Source organism: Streptomyces sp. NBC_01257 (assembly GCF_035917255.1).
Lineage (GTDB): Bacteria > Actinomycetota > Actinomycetes > Streptomycetales > Streptomycetaceae > Streptomyces.
Window position 1 is genome coordinate 1,999,044 of record NZ_CP108472.1, and the last position, 18,958, is coordinate 2,018,001.

An 18,958-nucleotide genomic window follows, 5' to 3' on the forward strand; every position below is an offset into this window, starting at 1 on the left:
GGGCCGCACCTCCCGGGTCAGCTGTCGGCGGGGCGCAGGCGCAGGCCCTGCATCCCCCCGTCGACGGCCAGTGCCGTGCCCGTCACGGAGGCCGCGGCGGGGCTGGCGAGGTAGAGGATCGCGGCGGCCACCTCGTCGGCCGAGACCAGCCGGCCCAGCGGCTGCCGGGCGTTGAGGGCCGCGCGTTCGGCGGCCGGGTCGTCGGCCTGGCCGAGCAGCCGGCCGATCCACGGGGTGTCCGCGGTGCCCGGGTTGACGCAGTTGACCCTGACCCCCTCGCGGACGTGGTCGGCGGCCATGGCGAGCGTCAGCGAGAGGACCGCGCCCTTGCTCGCGCTGTACAGGGCGCGCTGGGGCAGCCCCGCGGTCGCGGCGATCGAGCAGGTCTGGGTGATCGAGACGGCGCCGGGGCGCTCGGCGGCGGCCCGCCGCAGGTGCGGCAGGGCGTGCCGGGCGGTGCGGACCATGCCGAGGACGTTGATGTCCAGGACCCGGGTCCACTCGTCGTCGTCGTTGTCCTCGACGGAGCCGATGGAGCCGATGCCGGCGTTGGACACCAGGGTGTGCAGGGAGCCCAGTTCGGCGGCGGCCCGGTCGACGGCCTCGCGGACGGCGCCGTCGTCCGTGACGTCCGCCTTGACGGCGAGGGTGCCCTCGGGGGCGCCCGCGGTCTCCCGGTCCAGGACCGCGACGCGGGCCCCGCGGGCCAGCAGCATGGTCGCGACGGCGGCCCCGATGCCGGATGCGCCTCCCGTCACCAGTGCGTTCATGCCCTCGAAGTCGCGTGTGCCGGTCATCGGCCGTCCTCCTCGTTCGTGCGGCGGGCCTGCCAGACGGGGCCCTCGGGATAGCGGTGTGCGGCGATCGACTCGGGGTGCATCCGGGCCGAGAAGCCCGGCGCCGCCGGAGTGGTGTAGCGGCCGTTCTCGATCACCACGGGGTCGACGAAGTGTTCGTGGAGGTGGTCGACGTACTCGATCACCCGGTCGTCCCAGCTGCCGGAGACGGCCACGTAGTCGAACATCGAGAGGTGCTGGACCAGTTCGCACAGTCCGACGCCGCCGGCGTGCGGGCAGACCGGTACGCCGAACTTGGCGGCGAGCAGCAGGATCGCCAGGTTCTCGTTGACGCCCGCGACGCGCGCGGCGTCGATCTGGACGAAGTCGACGGCCCCGGCCTGGAGCAGCTGCTTGAACACGACCCGGTTGGCGACGTGCTCGCCGGTGGCGACCTTGACGGGCTGTCCGGCGCGCACGGCCGCGTGGCCGAGGACGTCGTCGGGGCTGGTCGGCTCCTCGATCCAGTGCGGCTCGTACGGTGCGAGCGCGGTCATCCACGCGACGGCGTCGGAGACGTCCCAGCGCTGGTTGGCGTCGACGGCGATCCGTACGTCGGTGCCGACGGCCTCACGGGCGAGTGCGAGCCGGCGGACGTCGTCGCCGACGTCACCGCCGACCTTCAGCTTGATCTGGGTGAAGCCGTCGGCGACGGCCTCCTTGGCCAGCCGGACCAGCTTGTCGTCGGAGTAGCCGAGCCAGCCGGGCGAGGTGGTGTAGGCGGGGTATCCCTCGGCGCGCAGCCGCTCGGCGCGGGCGGCCCGGCCCGGTTCGGCGGCTCGCAGGATGGCGAGCGCCTCGTCGGGGGTGAGGGCGTCGGTGAGGTAACGGAAGTCGACGAGGGAGACGAGCTCCTCCGGGGTCATCCCGGCCAGGAACTCCCAGACGGGTCTGCCCGCGTGCTTGGCCGCGAGGTCCCAGGCGGCGTTGACGACCGCGCCGGCCGCCATGTGCATCACACCCTTCTCGGGCCCCAGCCAGCGCAGTTGGGAGTCGTGGGTGAGATCGCGGTAGAGCGCGCCGAGGTCGGCGGCGGTACGGGGCACCGGCCGTCCGACCAGATAGGGCCGCAGCGCCTCGATGGCGGCCGCCATCACCTCGTTGCCGCGCCCGATGGTGAAACAGAAGCCATGTCCCTCGATGCCGCCGCCGTCCTCATGGTCCGCGGCGTCGGTACGCAGTACGACATAGGCAGCCGAGTAGTCGGGATCGGGGTTCATGGCGTCCGAGCCGTCCAGTTGTTCCGAGGTCGGAAATCGGATGTCGTGGACCTCGAAATCCGTGACGGTCTGACTCATGTGCGCCCCCAGGGGAAATAACATCGGACCTCTGCTCTGGTCATCCGATGTATAGCGCCCTGAAGGCCCCAACGTCCAGAGTTGAGCGGAAACTGTCCCCACACAGCTCGGATGTATCGTCCCGCAGACGCCCTGGTCGGGCCGATGATGCATCTGGCTCGCCCGGGATCACCCGGCCGTGCGCAGGGGCTGCGGCGAGAGGGGCCGGAAGCCGTAAGGTTGTTCCGTACGCAAGGGAACTTCGGAAGGAGGCCTGGGTGATCGAGCTCGAGGGGGTTCCCGAGCTGATCGACCCGGTCATGGTGGCCGCGTTCGAGGGGTGGAACGACGCAGGTGACGCCGCCTCCACGGCGGTGGCGCACCTGGACCGGGAGTGGAAGGGCGAGGTGTTCGCGGCGCTGGACGCCGAGGACTACTACGACTTCCAGGTCAACCGCCCGACGGTCTGGCTGGACGGCGGGGTGCGCAAGGTCACCTGGCCGACGACCCGGCTCTCCGTGGTCCGCATCGGCGGGGACAAGCCCCGCGATCTCGTCCTGGTCCGGGGCATCGAGCCGTCGATGCGCTGGCGCTCGTTCTGCAACGAGATCCTGGGCTTCGCCCATGAACTGGGCGTCGAGATGGTGGTGGTGCTCGGTGCGCTGCTCGGCGACACCCCGCACACCCGTCCGGTACCGGTCAGCGGTGTCACGTCCGATCCGGACCTGGCCAGGACCATGGACCTGGAGGAGACGCGCTACGAGGGGCCGACCGGCATCGTCGGCATCCTCCAGGAGGCCTGCACGCACGCGGGCGTGCCCGCGGTGAGCCTGTGGGCGGCGGTGCCGCACTACGTGTCGCAGCCGCCCAACCCGAAGGCCACGCTGGCGCTGCTGAACCGCCTGGAGGACCTCATCGGTCTGCGCATCCCGCTGGGCGAACTGCCCGAGGACGCCCGCGCCTGGCAGCTCGGGGTGGACCAACTGGCCGCCGACGACAGCGAGGTCGCGGAGTACGTGCAGACGCTGGAGGAGGCCCGGGACACCGCGGAGCTGCCCGAGGCGAGCGGCGAGGCCATCGCCCGGGAGTTCGAGCGCTATCTGCGGCGCCGGGACCCGGGGCCGGGCGGCGCACCGGGCGGGCACGCCACGGAGAGCGGGGACGGCTCGTATCTGCGGGACACGTCGAGCGGCCGGACCAGACCGCCGAAGCCGCCCCGTCCGGAGACCGGCCCCGGGCCCGTCCCCGGGAGCGGCGGCCCGCCGCCGGATTCGTCGGATGACTCCGGGGAGGATGCTCCGGAGGACGACTGATCCGGACACCAGGGGGGCCGGGCGGGTACACACCCGCCCGGCCCCCCTGGTGCGTCACCGGCGTTCAGGAACAGATGAAGCGCGCCGCGCCCCAGTCCCCGTGGTCACCGGTCTTGGACCCGTTGGTGTCCGTGACCTTCAGGTGCACGTGCCGCGCCCCGTCGAGCGGGACGTCGACGGGGACGGTCTCCGACGCCCCCGTCACCTTCGGCGAGGTCCACAGCACCTTGCCGTCCGCCTCGACGGAGAACGCCACCTCGCCGTAGCCGTTGATCTCGTCGTCGATCCCGGCGTCGGCGGTGAACTTCGAGCAGTGTCCGCCGAGGTAGACCTCGATGTCGGAGTCGGCGTGGGTGCCGATCCCCTTCTCGTACACCGTTCCGGCCAGGGTCAGCGGGTGGCCGTCGGCCGCGCCGGACTCACCGTTGCTGCGGTCGCGTTCGGCGGGGCCGTACCCGTTCGTCGAGGTCAGCCACTCCAGATCGCCGGCCCACGCCTCACCGGTGGGGGGCGCCGGCATCACTGAGGCGGCGAAGCGCCGGACCGCCGTGCGGGACTCGCCCGCCGACCGGTAGCGCGCGAGCGCGGTGATCCGCGCCTCCCCCACTGCGGCGTCTTTCGCCGGGGTGACCTGGACCTCCACCCGCCGGGTGGTGCCCGCCGGGATCCGGGCCACGGTCGCGGCCGGGGCGGCCTGCCAGCCCTCGGGGACGTCGAGCGAGACCGCCGCGTCCGTGACGTCGGCCTTGCCCGCGGTGACGTCGACGGTGACGGTGCCCGTGGCCCCGGCGCCGATCTCCTGCCCCTGGGGAGCGGAGACGGCGGCCGTCGCCTCGGCGTTCCGTCCGCCGACCGCGCTGGTCCGCTCCAGCTTCACGGAGAACTTCTTGCCGGTGGGGAGCGGAGCGGTCTTGATCTTCACCACGCCGCCGCGGTCGTCACGGTCGTACCACCAGCCCTGCTTCGCGGCGGCATAGGCGGCCGCCGATCCGAGCCGGGGCAGCTTGCCCGCGAGCTTCACCGCCCTCGGCTCCGAACCGGTGTGCACGCTGAACTCGTACGGGCGGCTGCTCTGCTTGCCCGTGAACGTCCCCTTGCTCGCGCCGATGTCCACGGTGACGTCGCCCGCGCCCCTGGCCGGTGCCCGGACGTCGGCCCGCTGCGTGGCGTACGCGCCGTCGCGGTGCTGACGGGTCACGCCGTCGTCCTCGTACAGGGTGAACGAGGACCTGCCCTGCGGATAGATGTCCCAGGCGAGCGGGGAGGCGGCGGTGCGGTCCTTGTAGGAACGGATGCCCGGCCACATCGGCACACTGGCACCGGCCCTGACGAAGAGCGGCAGGGTGTCGAGCGGGGCGCTGTAGTCGTCGACCGTGACCGGCCCCTCGTACGTCCGCCCGCTCCAGTAGTCCGTCCAGGTGCCCTTCGGCAGGTAGATGCCGTCGCGCTCGGTGGTGTCCTGGTAGACGGGGGCGACGAGGAAGTCCTCGCCGGACATGAACTCGTACTTCGCCGCGTCCGTCGCCGTCTTCGGGTCGTCCGGGTACTCCAGCGCCAGCGGGCGGACCATGCCGACACCGGTCTCGGTGGCCTCGTGCGCGTAGGAGTACTGGTAGGGCAGCAGCGACTCCTTCAGCTTGAGGTAGTCGCGGTTGATGGAGGTGTACGGCTCCCCGTAGCGGAAGGGCTGCTTGTCGCTGGCCGCCCAGCCGTCCATGGTCATCGTGGTCCCGAGGAACATCTTCCACTGGAGGTCACGCGTGTACGTCTTGGCGCTGCCTCCGAAGATGCCGTCGACGTCGCCCGTGGTGTAGGCGAGTCCGGACATCGTGGCGCCGGCGTACGTCGGGATCTGCCAGCGGATGTAGTCCCAGGTGCCGTACTGGTCGCCGGACCACTGGACCCCGCAGCGCTGCGCGCCCGACCAGCTCTCGGGGGCGTAGGTGAAGCCGCGGGCGTCGCTGTTGTCCTCGATGCCCTTGTAGGCGTCCTTGCAGCCGTCCAGGGCGAACTTGTAGCCCTCACCGATCCAGGCGACGTCGAGCTTGGCGACGCGCTGGCCGGCCTTGACCTGGTCGGCGATCTTCTCGATGCCGTCCTGGGTCCAGAGGCCGAGCTGCATGTCGCGGTCCCGGAGCCCCTGGGAGGTCTCCGCGAGGTCCTCGTAGCCGCAGCCGTAGCCGTCGTTGACGAGCATCCAGCCGTTGGGCATGTCGTTCTCGACGTAGCCGTCGGCGACCTTCAGCGCGTCCAGGGTGTGGCGCTCGCCGCGGTTGGCGTTGTGCAGGTAGCAGTCGGCGTCGCCGATCTCCATGCCGTACACCGGCGGCAGGAAGGGCTTGCCGGTGAGCCGGGTGTACTGGCCGATGACGTCCTTGGCGCTGTCGCCCGCGAAGTAGTAGGCGTCGAAGCGCCGTTCCTGCTCGGTGGTGGTCACCGGGTCGGTGAAGGCGTAGGTGCCCGGCGCGAAGGTGTTGCGGAAGACGCCGTAGCCGGCCGACGAGAGGTAGAACGGCACCGAGTTGGGGTGGCCGCCGTCGTCCCAGTTGTAGTCGACGCCGACCTCGACGGTCTTGTCCCGGTGCGAGGTGTTGCCGCGGCCGTTCTGCATCCCGGCGCCGTAGAACTGCTCGTCGGCGCCGCGGGCCAGGGTCTGGGTGGTCTTGTCGGCGTCCCAGCTCAGCCCCTTCGCCTCGGACCAGACCTGGCTGCCGTCGGCCCGGTACAGGGCGAACCGCAGCGGCGACTTGTAGGCACGCAGCGTGACGCTCTTGGTGGAGAGCTCGTAGCGGTCGCTCCGCTCCTTCCACCGGGTGCGGGGCGGGGCGCCCTGCGGCAGGACGATGGCATCGCCCGCCGGGTCCTCGAACGTGCCGTCGGGGGCGAGTTCGATACGGAAGGTGTCCTCGGACACGAAGCTGACCCGGGCCTTCGCGGCCCCGGCACTCAGGCCGTAGACGGGTCCGTCGGCCGTGAAGCCGGTGAGATCGCCGACCGTCGTGCCGGCGGGTCCGGCCGGGTCGGCGGCCTGTGCGCTGCCCGGCCCCGAGAGCGCGGCGAGCAGTCCCAGCAGCGCTGCAACTACTGCCCCTCTGATGCGCGTTGATGATTGCATAGAGCGCTTTTAGCGCAGTACCGAGCATTTGACCATGGACAAAACGGAACCGGCCCCGAACTTCATCAAGAAGTTCGGGGCCGGTGAACGGACGTAATACGGCGGGCAGTTACAGCGCGACACCGAGCAGGGCGTCGACGGTGCGCGAGACGAGTCCCGGCGCCCCCTCGTCCGTCCCGCCCCCGGCGGTCTGCCGCTCGGCCCAGCGGTCCACGGCGGCCAGGGCCGCCGGAGCGTCCAGGTCGTCGGCGAGGGCCGCGCGGACCTCCTCGACCAGGGCGTCGGCTGACAGCCCGTCCGGCCGCGAGACGGCGGCGCGCCAGCGCGCGAGACGCGCCACGGCGTCGGCGAGCACCTGGTCGGTCCACTCCCAGTCGGCGCGGTAGTGGTGCGAGAGCAGGGCGAGCCGGATCGCCGCCGCGTCCACTCCGTCGCGGCGCAGCGCCGAGACGAAGACCAGGTTGCCCCGGGACTTGGACATCTTCTCGCCGTCCAGGCCGACCATGCCGGCGTGCACGTACGCCTGGGCGAACGGGTGCTCGCCGGTCAGCACCTGGGCGTGCGAGGCGCCCATCTCGTGGTGCGGGAAGGCGAGGTCGGAGCCGCCTCCCTGGACGTCGAAGCCCATGCCGAGGTGGTCCAGGGCGATGGCGACGCACTCGATGTGCCAGCCGGGCCGGCCGGCGCCGAGCGAGGCCCCGTCCCAGCTCGGCTCGCCCTCGCGGGCGGCCATCCAGAGCATCGGGTCGAGCGGGTTCTTCTTGCCCGGGCGCTCCGGGTCGCCGCCTCGTTCGGCGGAGAGCAGCCGCATCGCCTCGGTGTCGAGGTTCGACACCTCGCCGAAGTGCGGGTCGGTGTCGACGGAGAAGTACACATCGCCGTCGAGTTCGTAGGCGGCGCCCGCGTCCCGGAGCCGTTCGACGAGCGGCACGATGCCGGGTATCGCCTCGACGGCTCCGATGTAGTGCTGCGGCGGGAGCATGCGCAGGGCAGTCATGTCCTCGCGGAACAGGGCCGTCTCGCGCTCGGCGAGCTCGGTCCAGTCCTGACCGTCGCGCACGGCCCGCTCCAGCAGCGGGTCGTCCACGTCGGTCACGTTCTGGACATAGTGAACCTGCCGCTTGGTGTCGAGCCACACGCGCTGGACGAGGTCGAACGCGTTGTAGGTCGCCGCATGACCCATATGGGTCGCGTCGTACGGCGTGATGCCGCAGACATAGATGCGGGCGACGGGACCGGGGTCAAGGGTGATCCGTCCGCCGGTCGCGGTGTCGTGGATCCGAAGGTCGCGGCCCTTGCCAGGCAGGGCGGGGACCTCAGAAGCGGGCCAGGCATGCATGTCACGAGCGTAACCGGACGCGGCTTCCGGATACGAACCGGAGGGGGGATCCTGTCCGAAGAGGCGCTCTTGCGCCCGGGCCGGGAAGATGCAGGCCCCGGCGCATCCCCGGCCGCCGCGGCGGCCGGGGTGGCCTGATCACACCGGCGGCCACGGGATCGACGGCCACTCACCGCTCGGCTCCCGGTGCAGCCCGGTGCCCCGCAATCCGGCCACCCTGGCCCGCAGGGCCTCGATCTCGGCCGCGGTGATCAGTTCCCCCAGCCGGGTGACCAGCGGGGCCCCCGGCTCCAGCTCCGCGGCCAGCCGGTCCAGCACCTCGACGGCCTCGGCCGGCAGCGGTTCCCCGGCCCAGCCCCACAGCAGGGTGCGCAGCTTGTCGTCCGCGTTGAAGGTCACACCGTGGTCGATGCCGTAGAGCCGGCCGTCGGGTGCGGGCAGCAGATGGCCGCCCTTGCGGTCGCCGTTGTTGATCACCGCGTCGAGGACGGCGAGCCGGCGCAGCCGGGGGTCGTCCGCGTGCACCAGCAGGGCCGTCCTGCCCTCGCCCACCTCGGCGCGGACCACGGGTTTCCAGCCCTCGCCCGGCTCCTCGTCCTCGACGAGCGCGAGCAGCCCGGGGTCGTCCCCGTCCGTCCCGGCGGCCTCGATCCAGAGCTGGCACATGCCCTGGCCGTACGGCCCGTCCCGCAGCACGGTCGGGGGCACCAGGCCCCATCCCGTCGCCTCGGACACCTCGTAGGCGGCCACCTCGCGCTGGGCGAGGGTGCCGTCGGGGAAGTCCCACAGCGGCTGCTCGCCGGCCACCGGCTTGTAGACGCAGTGGACCTGGTCGCCCTCGTGGGCGACCGAGCAGTAGAGCACCGCGTTGGACGCGCCGCGGACCTGCCCGAGCACGGTGAGCTGCCCCTTGCCGAGCAGCGTGATGAGCTCGGCGTCGGTCAGGCGCCGCGTCGGTATCCGTTCTGGCGCGGGCATACGTGTCCTTCCGGATCGAGCGGCAGGCTGCACAGGGGGCAGGGCGGGCGGCCGGCGTTCACGACGTCCAGGGCACGCTTGGCGAAGGCCCTGGCCTGTGCGCCGCTGAGCCGGACCCGGAGCATCGGCGGGCCGTTCTCCTCGTCCTGGAGCAGCCGCTCCTCGGCCTCCGCGAGGTCCTCGACGGAGTCCGCGTCCAGCTCGACGAGGGCCTGCGCCTCGACGATCATGCGCTGTTCCTCACCGTCCCAGGCGAGCGCCATGGTGCCGACGCGGAACTCCTCCTCGACGGGGACGTCGAGCGGGGCGGTGTCGGTGACGTCCATCGGGGCCACGGCCGGCACCGGGGAGTTGCCGCCGGTGCGGCGGACCACCTCGTCGAGCAGTTCGTCGACCCGCTCGGCGAGCGCGGCGACTTGGGTCTTCTCCAGGGCCACGCTGGTGACACGTCCGCCTGAGGAAGCCTGCAGGAAGAACGTACGACGTCCAGGCAGCCCGACCGTACCGGCCACGAAACGGTCCGGGGGGTCGTAGAGGAACACCTGACGGGACACGTCCTGTCTCCCTTGAGAATTGACAGTGGATGAGGGTCGGCCGGGCCGGCCCGGGAGAGTCCCCCGGAAAGGCTCCTACGGCGCGTCCACCCTACTGCGCGGAGCGATCACGGCGCCCCAGCGCCGCCCCCGACCGCCGCGTCCCCTGCGCCGCCGGGCTCCGCGCCCGTCCCGGCGCTCGCGTCCGGGGCCGGTTCGCGGGGCGCCAGCGAGGCCAGGTCGCCGGTGTCCCCGAGCCGCAGCAGGAACGGACGCAGCCTGGTGTAGCGGATCGCGGTGACCGAACACGGGTCGGCCTGGACCCGCTGGAACAGGTCCAGATGCATGCCGAGCGCGTCGGCGACCAGGGACTTGATGATGTCCCCGTGGGAGCACATCACGTAGACGGCGCCCTCGCCGTGCTCCGCCTCGATCCGCGCGTTCCAGTCCCGTACCGCGTCGACGGCGCGTGCCTGCATCGCCCGCATCGACTCGCCGCCGGGGAACGCCGCAGCGGACGGGTGCTGCTGCACGACCGTCATCAGCGGCTCTCCGGTGAGCTCGGCGAGTTTGCGCCCCGACCAGTCGCCGTAGTCGCACTCGCTGATCCGGTCCTCGGTGTGCAGCGGGAGCTCCGGCCGGGCTTCGAGCAGCGGTGCCAGGGTCTCGTGGCACCGCTGCAGCGGGCTGCTGACGGCGGCGACGAGGGGCAGTGCGGCCAGCCGTCCGGGCAGCGCGGCGGCCTGCTCGGCGCCGCGCTCGTCGAGCGCGACACCCGGGGTGCGGCCGGCGAGCACTCCGGAGGTGTTGGCGGTGGAGCGTCCATGGCGTACGAGGATCAGGGTGGGCATGACGGCCAGCGTAGGCCGACACCCCCGCGAAGGTGCGCCAGGGCCCCGGGCAGGGGAGAATGCGCGCGTGATCGTGGACTGCGCCATTTACCGGGACGGACGCCGCACCGACGGCCCCGCCGACTTCTCCGACGCCCTCGACGAGGCGCGGGCCAGCGGCGACGCGTTCCTGTGGATCGGCCTGCACGAGCCCACGGAGAAGGAGTTCGCGCTGGTCAGCAGCGAGTTCGGACTGCACCCGCTGGCGGTCGAGGACGCGCTGGCCGCGCACCAGCGGCCCAAGCTGGAGGTGTACGACGACTCGCTCTTCGCGGTGATCAAACCGATCGTGTACGAGCACGAGAGCGACACGGTCAGCGCGGACGAGCTGATGGTGTTCATAGGCGACTCGTTCGTGGTGACGGTCCGCCACGGCGAGGGAGCTCCACTGGCCGCGGTCCGCCGCCGGCTGGAGGCCGAGGCCGATGTGCTCAAGCACGGACCCACGGCGGTCCTGTACGCGATCAGCGACGCCATCGTGGACCACTACATCGATGTCGCGGGCGAGCTCCAGGTCGACCTGGAGGAGCTGGAGACCCAGGTCTTCGCGCCGAACGGGGTGGGCAACTCCAAGAACACCGCGGCCCGCATCTACACCTTCAAGCGCCAGGTGCTGGAGTTCCGCCGGGCGGCGGTCCCGCTGGCGGCGCCGATGGCCCGGCTGGCGAGCGCCGGGGTGCCGTTCGTCCACGAGCACGCGCAGCCGTTCTTCCGGGACGTGCAGGACCACCTGACGCGCGCCACCGAGCAGGTGGAGGGCCTGGACCGGCTGCTGTCCGACATCCTGTCCGCGCATCTCGCGCAGATGGGGGTGCGGCAGAACGACGACATGCGCAAGATCTCGGCCTGGGCGGCGATGGCCGCCGTACCGACGATGGTCGCGGGCATCTACGGCATGAACTTCGAGCACATGCCGGAGCTGCGCTGGGTCTGGGCCTATCCGGCGGTCGTGCTGCTGATGGCGGGGGCCGTCGTCGGCCTGTACCGCCAGTTCAAGCGCCGCGGCTGGCTCTGACAGCGGGCGGGGATCGCCCGCCCTCAGGCGAACTCGGGCGCCGGCACGGCGGGCCCGCCCAGCGCGTCACGCCGCTCGGGAGGCGCCAGGCCGACCATGCGCCGCCAGCCGACGAGCCGCTCGTACGCGTACACGGCGTGGATCCCCGCCGCCAGCGCCGCGGCCCTGGCCCGGGACCAGCCCAGCACCCGGCCCATGTGGTCCATCACGGCGAGGCTGACGTCGCGGTAGACCCGGATCTCGGCGAGCGCGCACTCGCGCAGGATGTGCTGGATCGTCCGGCCGTGCCCGGCGGCGGCGAAGCGCAGCAGCTCCTCGTGGCAGTAGGCGAGGTGGTTGTCCTCGTCGTTCGAGATCATCTTCACCGCGCGGCCCAGGTCGGGGTGGTCGGCGAAGTACTTGCGCAGGAGCCGCATCTGCTCGGACGCGCGCTGTTCGGTCACCCGGCTGTGGGCCAGGTACGTGATGATGTCGCGCTCGGTGAGCGGCTCCTCGCGCCCCAGCTGCTCATGGGCGAGGCCGATGCCGTGCTTCTCCAGCAGCATCGTGTAGTCGGTCTCGTGCGGGACCGGGACCGGCGTCAGACCGCGCTTCCTCAGCAGGGCGTTGAAGATCCGCCCGTGCTTGTCCTCGTCGGCGCCGTGCCGGGCGATCTTCGGGGCCAGCGCACGCTGGCTCGCGGGCACGAGGGCCGCGATACGGCCGTTCTCCCAGCCGCCCTGGGACTCCCCGCTGGCGGCGATGGAGCAGAACAGCCGGAACGACTCGTCGTCGTCGAGAATCTCCTGGAACAGGTTCCTTGCCGAGAGCATCACTGCCACCTCCGTGCCGGCGTTCGCCGAAGGACAGTCAAGTGCGCCGTTCCGGCAGGGGCAACAGGAGGGCTGCGGGACTGGGCCGAACGGGCGTCCGCCCGGGGCCCCGGCGAACCGTTTCCGCTCAGCCCCCGTAACCCGGCCGCCCCGCACGCGTTGTTCCGCGTGACGGCCGTGGCGGGGAGGACCCCCCGAGCCCCCACCACGGCCGCAGATCCTTACGCGAGTCCGGACCGCTCCAGCGCGTCCGTGCCGGCCCGCAGGGCGGCGATCCGCTCGTCGAGCGTGAAACCGGCCGGGGCCAGGGTCAGGGTGGTGACGCCGACGGCCGCGTAGGCCTGCATCCGCTCGGCGATCCGCTCCACCGAGCCCAGCAGGGTGGTCCGGTCGATCAGGTCGTGCGGGACGGCGGCGGCCGCCCCGGTCTTGTCGCCGGAGAGGTACTTCTCCTGGATCTCGGCGGCTTCCTTCTCGTAGCCCATGCGCTGGGCCAGCTGGTTGTAGAAGTTCTGCTTGGGGCTGCCCATGCCGCCGACGTACAGCGCGGTGTAGGGCCGGAACATGTCGGCGAGGCCCTTGATGTCGTCGCCGACGGCGAGCGGCAGCGTCGGGCAGACGTCGAAGCCCTCCATGGTCCGGCCGGCCTTCTCGCGGCCCGCCCGCAGGTACTTCATCGCGGTGTCCTCGAGGTGGTCGGCCGACGGGAAGATCAGCAGGGCGCCGTCGGCGATCTCACCGGTCTGCTCCAGGTTCTTCGGCCCGATCGCGGCGATGTACAGCGGGATGTGCTCGCGCTGCGGGTGCACGGTCAGCTTGATCGGCTTGCCCGGGCCGTCCGGCAGCGGGAGCGTCCAGTGCTGCCCCTCGTACGACAGCCGCTCCCGGGCCATCGCCTTGCGGACGATCTCGACGTACTCCCGGGTGCGGGCCAGCGGCTTGTCGAACTTGACGCCGTACCAGCCCTCGGAGACCTGCGGTCCCGACACCCCGAGGCCGAGACGGAAACGCCCACCGGAGAGCGAGTCGAGGGTGGCCGCGGTCATCGCCGTCATGGCGGGCTGACGGGCCGGGATCTGCATGATGGCCGAGCCGACGTCGATGGACTCGGTCTGCGCGGCGACCCAGGACAGCACGGTCGGCGCGTCGGAGCCGTACGCCTCGGCCGCCCAGCAGACGTCGTAGCCGAGCCGGTCGGCCTCCTGCGCGACGGCGAGGTTGTCCCCGTCCATACCCGCGCCCCAGTAACCGAGATTGATGCCGAGCCGCATAGCCGCTCCCCTTACTGATCAGTAACGTCCCTGTGCTCCGGACTCTAGCGCGCGGGAACGCGATCCGGCAGGGGCCACCCGGGCCCCGGTTGTCCACAGGGCTGCACCGAGTGGAGCCATGGCCAGTAATCTCAGCGCCCATGGAGCAGAGGCATCTCGGCCGCACCGGCCTTCGAGTGTCCCGGATCGGGCTCGGCACCCTCACCTGGGGCCGGGACACCGACGAGCACGACGCTGCCGCGCAGTTGAAGGCCTTCTGGGAGGTGGGCGGCACCCTGGTCGACACCGCCGACGTCTACGGCGGGGGCGAGTCCGAGTACCTCCTCGGGCGCCTGGTCGAGGGTCTGGTGCCGCGGCGCGATCTGGTCATCGCGACCAAGGCCGGCAGCGTGGCCGATCCGTACCGCCGGTTCAACGGCTCCCGCGGGCATCTGCTGGCCGCCCTGGACGCCTCGCTGGAACGGCTCGGCACGGACTACGTGGACCTGTGGCAGGTCCACGCCTTCGACCCCATGACCCCGCTGGACGAGACCCTCCAGGCCCTGGACCTGGCGGTGGCCAGCGGACGCGCCCGCTACGCGGGGGTGGCCGGCTTCTGCGGCTGGCAGCTGGCCAAGGCCGCGACCTGGCAGCTCGCCTCGCCCGGGGTGCGGACCCGGCTGGCGAGTACGCAGATGGAGTACTCGCTGCTGCAGCGGGGGGTGGAGCGCGAGGTGCTGCCGGCCGCGCTCGACCTCGGGGTGGGGCTGCTGCCGTCGTCGCCGCTGGGCCGCGGTGTGCTGACCGGCAAGTACCGCACCGGCACCCCGGCGGACTCGCGCGGGGCCTCCGAGCTGCTGGCCCCGTTCGTCGAGCCGTATCTCGACGACCCGGCGAGCCGCATCGTGGACGCGGTGGCGACCGCCGCCGACGGACTGGCCACCACACCCCTCCAGGTGGCCCTCGCCTGGGTCAGGGACCGGCCCGGGGTGGTGGCCCCGATCGTCGGCGCGCGCAACGCGCAGCAGCTCACGGAGGCATTGTCAGTGGAGGCGCTTAGTCTTCCTGACGAGATCTGCCAGGCGCTCGACGACGTGTCGGCGCCCGTGCACCGCTATCCGGACCAGGACTGGAGCACGCTGTGACTGCGCTTCCCCGGGGGGAATCCCCCGGCCCCTCGGCCACCGACGACGACAGCGTCGGCACGGACGAGCCCGCCACCGCACCGGCATCCGCCGAGGACGCGGACGCCGTCGCGGACGAAGGCGAGGGCGAGGACGAGGCCGGGACCGCCGAGGGCGGAACCCCGGCGGGTGATGACGACGCCGCCCCGGCCCTCTCCGAGGCCGAGGCGGAGCTGGCCGCCCAGCGCGAGCTGCGGGAGCGGATCGAGAAGCGCAAGGCCGAGAAGGAGGGCCCCATCCCCGCCGGTACGAAGCTGAGCGGCCCGGCGGCCGATCTGCTGGCTGCCGTGCGGGCCGTGGAGAGCGGCGAGAAGCCCGGCGACGCGTTCTTCGACTCCCCCGCCCCGTCCCCGGCCCGCCGGAGCGTCCCCGCACCGGCGCCGGTGCGCGAGCGTGCCGCCGAGCCCGTCCGGGTGGCCCAGGGGGCGTCCGCGGAGGCCGTGGCCGCCGTGGCGGCCGTCCTGGCCGAGGGAGGGGCTCCGGAGGCCCTGGCGGGCCCGGCGGCGGGCACCCTGGGCGCGCAGGCCGCCGAGACGCTGCGCGCGGACCCGTGGCTGCTGCTGTCCCTCCCCGGCGTCACCCCCGAGCACGCCGACGGCTTCGCCCGGGCGCTGCTGGGCGACGGCTGCGGCCCCGACGACGAGCGGCGCACCGCCGCCCTCGTCGGCTGGCTGCTGGAGCGCGCCGCCCTGCAGGGCCACACCGCGCTGGACGCGGTGCAGGTGCGCGCCGCGCTCGCCACGCGGGCGGTGACCGACCCCGAAGAGGCCGTGCAGCACGCGATCGCCGAGGGCGTCGTCCTGGTCTTCCAGGACGGTCCGGAGGACGAGGAGACCCCCGGAGCCGACGCAGCCGACGAGGCCGACGGGACGGCCGAAGACGCGGACGGGGGCGCCGAGCGGGAGCCGGTGCAGGTGCTGCTCGGGCTCGACCGGTACGCCCTGGCCGAGGAGAGCCTCGCCGACGGGCTGGCCCGCCTGGTCAACGCCTGCGAGAAGGACGCCGACTGGTCGGACGCCGCCGCCGCGGCCCCCTCCCCCTCGGCCGCCGAACTGATCCGTACGGCCGCGGCCCACGGCCTCGTCGCGCACACGGGCGGCGAGGCGGCGCGGGCCGAACCCGCCGCGCTGATCGCCGCGGCGAACGGGCTCGGACTGCGCGCCCTGGGCGCCACGCACAGCGCGGACGGCCGGCAGCGGCTGGCCGCGGCTGTGGGCGAGCACGGGGCGGCCGTCACCCTGGCCGGGCTGCTGTCCGGCTCCGAGGGCCCCGGCCGGGACGACGAGGGTGCGCTCTCCGTCGACCTGATCGTCGTGCTGGACGCCCCGCAGCTGGACGTGGAGACCGGCGCGATGCTGGTGGAGTCCCTGGCCGACGGCACCCGCCTGGTGCTGAGCGGCGATCCCGGCGTGCTGGGGTCGGCGGGCGCGGGACGGGTGTTCGCCGACGTGCTGGCCGCCCGGGCCTGCCCCCAGGTCGTCTCCCGCACCCCGGACCCCGGACCGATCGGGGAGCTGGTCTCCGGCATCGGCATCGGTGAGCTGAACCAGGTGGAGGCCCCGGGCAAGGAGGTCGTGATCGTCCCCGTGCGCGACGCGGGCGAGGCGGTGCACCGCACGGTGCAGCTGGTCGCCGACTCGGTGCCCCGTGTCATCGGGGTACCGGCATCGGACACCCAGGTCATCACCGTCGGACACGGCGGCTCCGCGGGAACGCGGGCGTTGAACGAGGCGCTGAAGCAGCGGCTCAACCCGGGCCCCGGCCGCTTCGGCGGCTTCGACCCCGGGGACCGGGTGGCCCATGTCCCGGCGCCGGGCAGGACCGTGCCCGGCGTGGTCGTCTCGGCCGACGCCGAGGGCCTGCACCTGGACTGCGCGGGGTCCCCCGTCGTCGTACCGCAGGAGCGGGTAGCCGCTTCCGTCCGGCACGCCTGGGCGCTCAGCGCCCACCAGGCGGCGGGCATGCGCTGGCCCGCGGCCGTCGTCGTGCTGCCGGGTGACGCGGCGCAGGGGCTGAGCCGCCCCTGGGTCTACACCGCGTTCAGCCGCGGCGAGCGGCATCTGTCGGTGGTGCACGGCGTCGACCAGGCCCTGCCGCGTGCGGTCGCCCAGTCCCCCGCCCAGGACCGCACCACCCGGCTGCGCGCGCTGCTGGAGGCGTCCGGGGGCTGACGGCCGGAGGGCCGGGCGGACGCTTCGCGCGTCCGCCCGGCCCTCCGGTACAGCTCCCGCGGGAGCCCCGGGATCAGCTCCTGCCCTTGGCCAGTCCGTCCAGTTCCTCGTCCAGATCGTCCTCGTCGAAGACGGCGCTGACGTCGAAGCGGCAGACCACCAGCTGCGGGTCCGCGTCGTCGAACGGGGCCCCGAGCCACTCCCCCGGCTCCGGCAGCTCGTCCACCGCCGCGACCCAGAGCGTGGAGTCACCCTCCTCCAGGCCGAACTCCGTGTGCCGGGACGCGATCTCGTCCGCCTCGTACTCCCCGAAGAGCACCCCGAGCGCCGCGTGGACACTGCTGCCGACCACCGCGGCGCCGTCGCTGCCGCGGTCGTCCGGATCCACGTCGGCGAGCCGCTGCGCCTGCGCGAGCAGCCGCTGCGGCTCCGCCACCGCGTAGTCGCGGCGGATCAGCACACTGAGCGCGTTCGGCTCCTCGGGGCCGCTGTACGGCGGCAGGGAGTCCTCCACCCCCGGAATCTCGAACGGGGTGACCTCGTCGTGACGGTCGTAGAGGAGTTCGTCGTAGACCTCGGCCGCAGCGGCCAGTGCGTTGAACGCGTCGTAGACAGCGGGGTCGTCGTCCCCGGACCGGCGTTCGACCGCCGCGAGGTGGTGGTCGATCGCGGCTTTGACCGCATCGGCGGCGGCGCGTACCTCGGCAGCGGTGGGCTGCGCAGCATCAGACATAGGGCAGACGCTATCCGTACACGGGCTCTGCCCGCACAATAGATGCGATGCCGGAATACGAATTTGTCGACGTGTACGTGCCGCGCGGGGTGTCCCGGAAGGAGACGGCCCGCCTGTTGACCGACCATGCCGAGTACGGGCACTGGGAGTTGGACCGACTGACGCTGCGCCTGGACGGCAGCCGCCGGGTGCGGCTGCGCCGGCGGATCATCCGCCAGCTGCGGGCCACCTGGTGAGACGACGGAGCGGGCCCCGCTGCTGCGGGGCCCGCTCCCTTCGCCGTGCTGCCTGCTGCTTGCGTGTCGCTAGGCGGCGGCCTTGGCGCGGCGGTACAGCACCGTGCCCGCGCCTGCCAGCAGCAGACCCGCACTGGCCGGGACGAGCAGGTCGAGCCCGCCCGAACCGGTGTGTGCGAGCTGCGGAACGCTCGCGGGCAGGGTCTGCGGCTCGGGCGCGTTCGGGATGGTGCGCGGTCCGGGCGTCTGCGGCGGCGCCTCGTGCGTGACCGGGGTGACCGGAACGGCCGGCGGGGTGCTGTCGTTCTCGCACGAGTTGCCGAGCGAGGGGTTCAGCAGGCCGATGATGGTCACGCTGTTCCCGCAGGCGTTCACGGGGATGTCGATGGGGACCTGGACCTGGTTGCCCGAGAGCAGACCGGGCGAGCCCTGCGCGGTGCCCCGGGCCGTTGCCCCGCCCCCGTCGTCGCTGCGGACGGCCCGGTGCTTGCCGGTGCCCGCCCGCATCCCCTGGGCGTGGCTGTCCGACGTCCGGCCCCTGTCCGACGCGTGGCTGCCCGAGGACCCGGCGGTCGCACCGTGACGGCCCGCGGCCGCACCGTCCGAACCGTTTCCGCAGGCGTTGCCCGCGGTCGGGTTGAGCAGTCCCACGACGCTCACGGAGTTACCGCAGACGTTCACCGGTACCTCGACCGGAATCTGTACCGAATTCCCTGAAAGCACCCCCGGGGAATTCGATGCGCCGCCGGACGCTCCCGCGTCGGCGTGCGCGTAACCGCCACTGAGCGCGAGCACGCCGCCCGCAGCCGCCATGGTGATCAGGCCTTTACGCGTGACCTGTCGCATAGGTTGTTTCCTGCCTTCTACCTTCCGGAATACCCCCGGACTTGACCGTGCGGAGGCAAAGGACCCGACGGCCCCGGAGCACATGGGGTGCGCTCCGGGGCCGAGCGGGCTCAAACCCTTACGGGTTGACGCGCAACGTCAGGCGTTGACGCAGGTGTTGCCGAAGGCCGGGTTCAGCAGCCCGATCACGGAGATCGTGTTGCCGCACACGTTCACGGGAACGTGGACGGGGACCTGAACGACGTTGCCCGAGAGCACGCCGGGGCTGCCGACAGCGGCACCCTGGGCGCCGGAGTCGGCGACGGCCATGCCGGCACCCGCGAGCACCAGACCACCGGTGACAGCCGCAGCGGCGACGATCTTCTTGATCATTATTCCTCCTAGTTGGCAAATGCGGTCCCAGCCGCGGACCGCACCACCTGTAACGAGG

General features: G+C 72.6%; 17 protein-coding genes. 5 read left to right on the forward strand and 12 right to left on the reverse strand.

Annotated features, from left to right (window positions below; genetic code table 11):
• Nucleotides 1–17 precede the first annotated feature (17 nt).
• Together OG408_RS08255 and OG408_RS08260 are read right to left on the reverse strand one after the other, a co-directional pair.
• A complete protein-coding gene (locus OG408_RS08255) occupies nt 18–797 on the reverse strand; it encodes an SDR family NAD(P)-dependent oxidoreductase (protein ID WP_266776919.1) in 780 nt (259 codons plus the stop codon).
• A complete protein-coding gene (locus tag OG408_RS08260; RefSeq protein WP_266776921.1) occupies nt 794–2,134 on the reverse strand; it encodes an enolase C-terminal domain-like protein in 1,341 nt (446 codons plus the stop codon). The genes OG408_RS08255 and OG408_RS08260 overlap by 4 nt, the downstream gene beginning before the upstream one ends.
• 257 nt (nt 2,135–2,391) lie before the next feature.
• On the opposite strand from OG408_RS08260, the gene OG408_RS08265 reads away from it, so the two are divergent.
• A complete protein-coding gene (locus OG408_RS08265; protein WP_266776923.1) occupies nt 2,392–3,426 on the forward strand; it encodes a PAC2 family protein in 1,035 nt (344 codons plus the stop codon).
• 64 nt (nt 3,427–3,490) lie between these two features.
• On the opposite strand, the gene OG408_RS08270 is transcribed toward OG408_RS08265, so the two are convergent.
• The 5 genes from OG408_RS08270 to OG408_RS08290 all read right to left on the reverse strand — a co-directional run bounded on the left by OG408_RS08270 (nt 3,491) and on the right by OG408_RS08290 (nt 10,242).
• Nucleotides 3,491–6,541 (reverse strand): NPCBM/NEW2 domain-containing protein, encoded by a 3,051-nt coding sequence (locus OG408_RS08270; protein ID WP_326669137.1) that lies wholly within the window; start codon nt 6,539–6,541, stop codon nt 3,491–3,493.
• A 109-nt stretch (nt 6,542–6,650) separates the two neighbouring features.
• Entirely contained in the window at nt 6,651–7,880 is a 1,230-nt protein-coding gene (gene mshC / locus OG408_RS08275) for a cysteine--1-D-myo-inosityl 2-amino-2-deoxy-alpha-D-glucopyranoside ligase (protein ID WP_326669139.1), read from the reverse strand.
• 138 nt (nt 7,881–8,018) lie between these two features.
• Nucleotides 8,019–8,858 carry an SCO1664 family protein gene (locus tag OG408_RS08280; protein ID WP_266776929.1) on the reverse strand — a complete coding sequence of 280 codons (840 nt, stop codon included), beginning with the start codon at nt 8,856–8,858 and terminating at the stop codon, nt 8,019–8,021.
• Nucleotides 8,822–9,412 carry a DUF3090 domain-containing protein gene (locus OG408_RS08285; RefSeq protein WP_020207450.1) on the reverse strand — a complete coding sequence of 197 codons (591 nt, stop codon included), beginning with the start codon at nt 9,410–9,412 and terminating at the stop codon, nt 8,822–8,824. Before OG408_RS08285 ends, OG408_RS08280 begins: the two co-directional genes overlap by 37 nt.
• A gap of 107 nt (nt 9,413–9,519) precedes the next feature.
• On the reverse strand, nt 9,520–10,242 hold the full coding sequence (locus tag OG408_RS08290) for a histidine phosphatase family protein (protein WP_266776950.1): 723 nt from the start codon (nt 10,240–10,242) through the stop codon (nt 9,520–9,522).
• Nucleotides 10,243–10,309: 67 nt separating this feature from the next.
• On the opposite strand from OG408_RS08290, the gene corA reads away from it, so the two are divergent.
• The gene (gene corA / locus OG408_RS08295; protein WP_326669142.1) at nt 10,310–11,296 is read left to right on the forward strand and encodes a magnesium/cobalt transporter CorA; all 987 of its coding nucleotides are present in this window, start codon (nt 10,310–10,312) and stop codon (nt 11,294–11,296) included.
• A gap of 23 nt (nt 11,297–11,319) precedes the next feature.
• Here corA and OG408_RS08300 read toward each other — a convergent pair whose 3' ends face one another.
• Together OG408_RS08300 and OG408_RS08305 are read right to left on the reverse strand one after the other, a co-directional pair.
• A complete protein-coding gene (locus OG408_RS08300; protein ID WP_266776954.1) occupies nt 11,320–12,108 on the reverse strand; it encodes a ferritin-like domain-containing protein in 789 nt (262 codons plus the stop codon).
• Nucleotides 12,109–12,329: 221 nt separating this feature from the next.
• Nucleotides 12,330–13,379 carry an LLM class F420-dependent oxidoreductase gene (locus OG408_RS08305; RefSeq protein ID WP_266776956.1) on the reverse strand — a complete coding sequence of 350 codons (1,050 nt, stop codon included), beginning with the start codon at nt 13,377–13,379 and terminating at the stop codon, nt 12,330–12,332.
• A 140-nt stretch (nt 13,380–13,519) separates the two neighbouring features.
• On the opposite strand from OG408_RS08305, the gene OG408_RS08310 reads away from it, so the two are divergent.
• The gene (locus OG408_RS08310; RefSeq protein WP_266776958.1) at nt 13,520–14,503 is read left to right on the forward strand and encodes an aldo/keto reductase; all 984 of its coding nucleotides are present in this window, start codon (nt 13,520–13,522) and stop codon (nt 14,501–14,503) included.
• Nucleotides 14,500–16,713, forward strand: coding sequence for a helix-hairpin-helix domain-containing protein (locus OG408_RS08315; protein WP_326669145.1), 2,214 nt, complete (start codon nt 14,500–14,502; stop codon nt 16,711–16,713). The genes OG408_RS08310 and OG408_RS08315 overlap by 4 nt, the downstream gene beginning before the upstream one ends.
• A 73-nt stretch (nt 16,714–16,786) precedes the next feature.
• On the opposite strand, the gene OG408_RS08320 is transcribed toward OG408_RS08315, so the two are convergent.
• Complete coding sequence (locus tag OG408_RS08320) at nt 16,787–17,446, reverse strand: hypothetical protein (RefSeq protein ID WP_266776962.1); 660 nt, start codon at nt 17,444–17,446, stop codon at nt 16,787–16,789.
• Between the two features lie 47 nt (nt 17,447–17,493).
• Here OG408_RS08320 and OG408_RS08325 point away from each other — a divergent pair, with 47 nt between their 5' ends.
• The gene (locus tag OG408_RS08325) at nt 17,494–17,682 is read left to right on the forward strand and encodes a DUF5703 family protein (RefSeq protein ID WP_136328229.1); all 189 of its coding nucleotides are present in this window, start codon (nt 17,494–17,496) and stop codon (nt 17,680–17,682) included.
• A gap of 69 nt (nt 17,683–17,751) precedes the next feature.
• Here OG408_RS08325 and OG408_RS08330 read toward each other — a convergent pair whose 3' ends face one another.
• Together OG408_RS08330 and chpH are read right to left on the reverse strand one after the other, a co-directional pair.
• Complete coding sequence (locus OG408_RS08330; RefSeq protein ID WP_326669148.1) at nt 17,752–18,528, reverse strand: chaplin; 777 nt, start codon at nt 18,526–18,528, stop codon at nt 17,752–17,754.
• Between the two features lie 138 nt (nt 18,529–18,666).
• Nucleotides 18,667–18,900, reverse strand: a complete 234-nt coding sequence (chpH, locus tag OG408_RS08335; RefSeq protein ID WP_266776966.1) for a chaplin ChpH — start codon at nt 18,898–18,900, stop codon at nt 18,667–18,669.
• Nucleotides 18,901–18,958 lie beyond the last annotated feature (58 nt).

Bases quoted from the DNA above. Each gene is read 5' to 3' on its own strand.
- OG408_RS08255 (WP_266776919.1), bottom strand. From the start codon at position 797: ATGACCGGCACACGCGACTTCGAGGGCATGAACGCACTGGTGACGGGA.
- OG408_RS08260 (WP_266776921.1), bottom strand. From the start codon at position 2,134: ATGAGTCAGACCGTCACGGATTTCGAGGTCCACGACATCCGATTTCCG.
- OG408_RS08270 (WP_326669137.1), bottom strand. From the start codon at position 6,541: ATGCAATCATCAACGCGCATCAGAGGGGCAGTAGTTGCAGCGCTGCTG.
- mshC (WP_326669139.1), bottom strand. From the start codon at position 7,880: ATGCATGCCTGGCCCGCTTCTGAGGTCCCCGCCCTGCCTGGCAAGGGC.
- OG408_RS08280 (WP_266776929.1), bottom strand. From the start codon at position 8,858: ATGCCCGCGCCAGAACGGATACCGACGCGGCGCCTGACCGACGCCGAG.
- OG408_RS08290 (WP_266776950.1), bottom strand. From the start codon at position 10,242: ATGCCCACCCTGATCCTCGTACGCCATGGACGCTCCACCGCCAACACC.
- OG408_RS08300 (WP_266776954.1), bottom strand. From the start codon at position 12,108: ATGCTCTCGGCAAGGAACCTGTTCCAGGAGATTCTCGACGACGACGAG.
- OG408_RS08305 (WP_266776956.1), bottom strand. From the start codon at position 13,379: ATGCGGCTCGGCATCAATCTCGGTTACTGGGGCGCGGGTATGGACGGG.
- OG408_RS08310 (WP_266776958.1), top strand. From the start codon at position 13,520: ATGGAGCAGAGGCATCTCGGCCGCACCGGCCTTCGAGTGTCCCGGATC.
- OG408_RS08320 (WP_266776962.1), bottom strand. From the start codon at position 17,446: ATGTCTGATGCTGCGCAGCCCACCGCTGCCGAGGTACGCGCCGCCGCC.
- OG408_RS08325 (WP_136328229.1), top strand. From the start codon at position 17,494: ATGCCGGAATACGAATTTGTCGACGTGTACGTGCCGCGCGGGGTGTCC.
- OG408_RS08330 (WP_326669148.1), bottom strand. From the start codon at position 18,528: ATGCGACAGGTCACGCGTAAAGGCCTGATCACCATGGCGGCTGCGGGC.
- chpH (WP_266776966.1), bottom strand. From the start codon at position 18,900: ATGATCAAGAAGATCGTCGCCGCTGCGGCTGTCACCGGTGGTCTGGTG.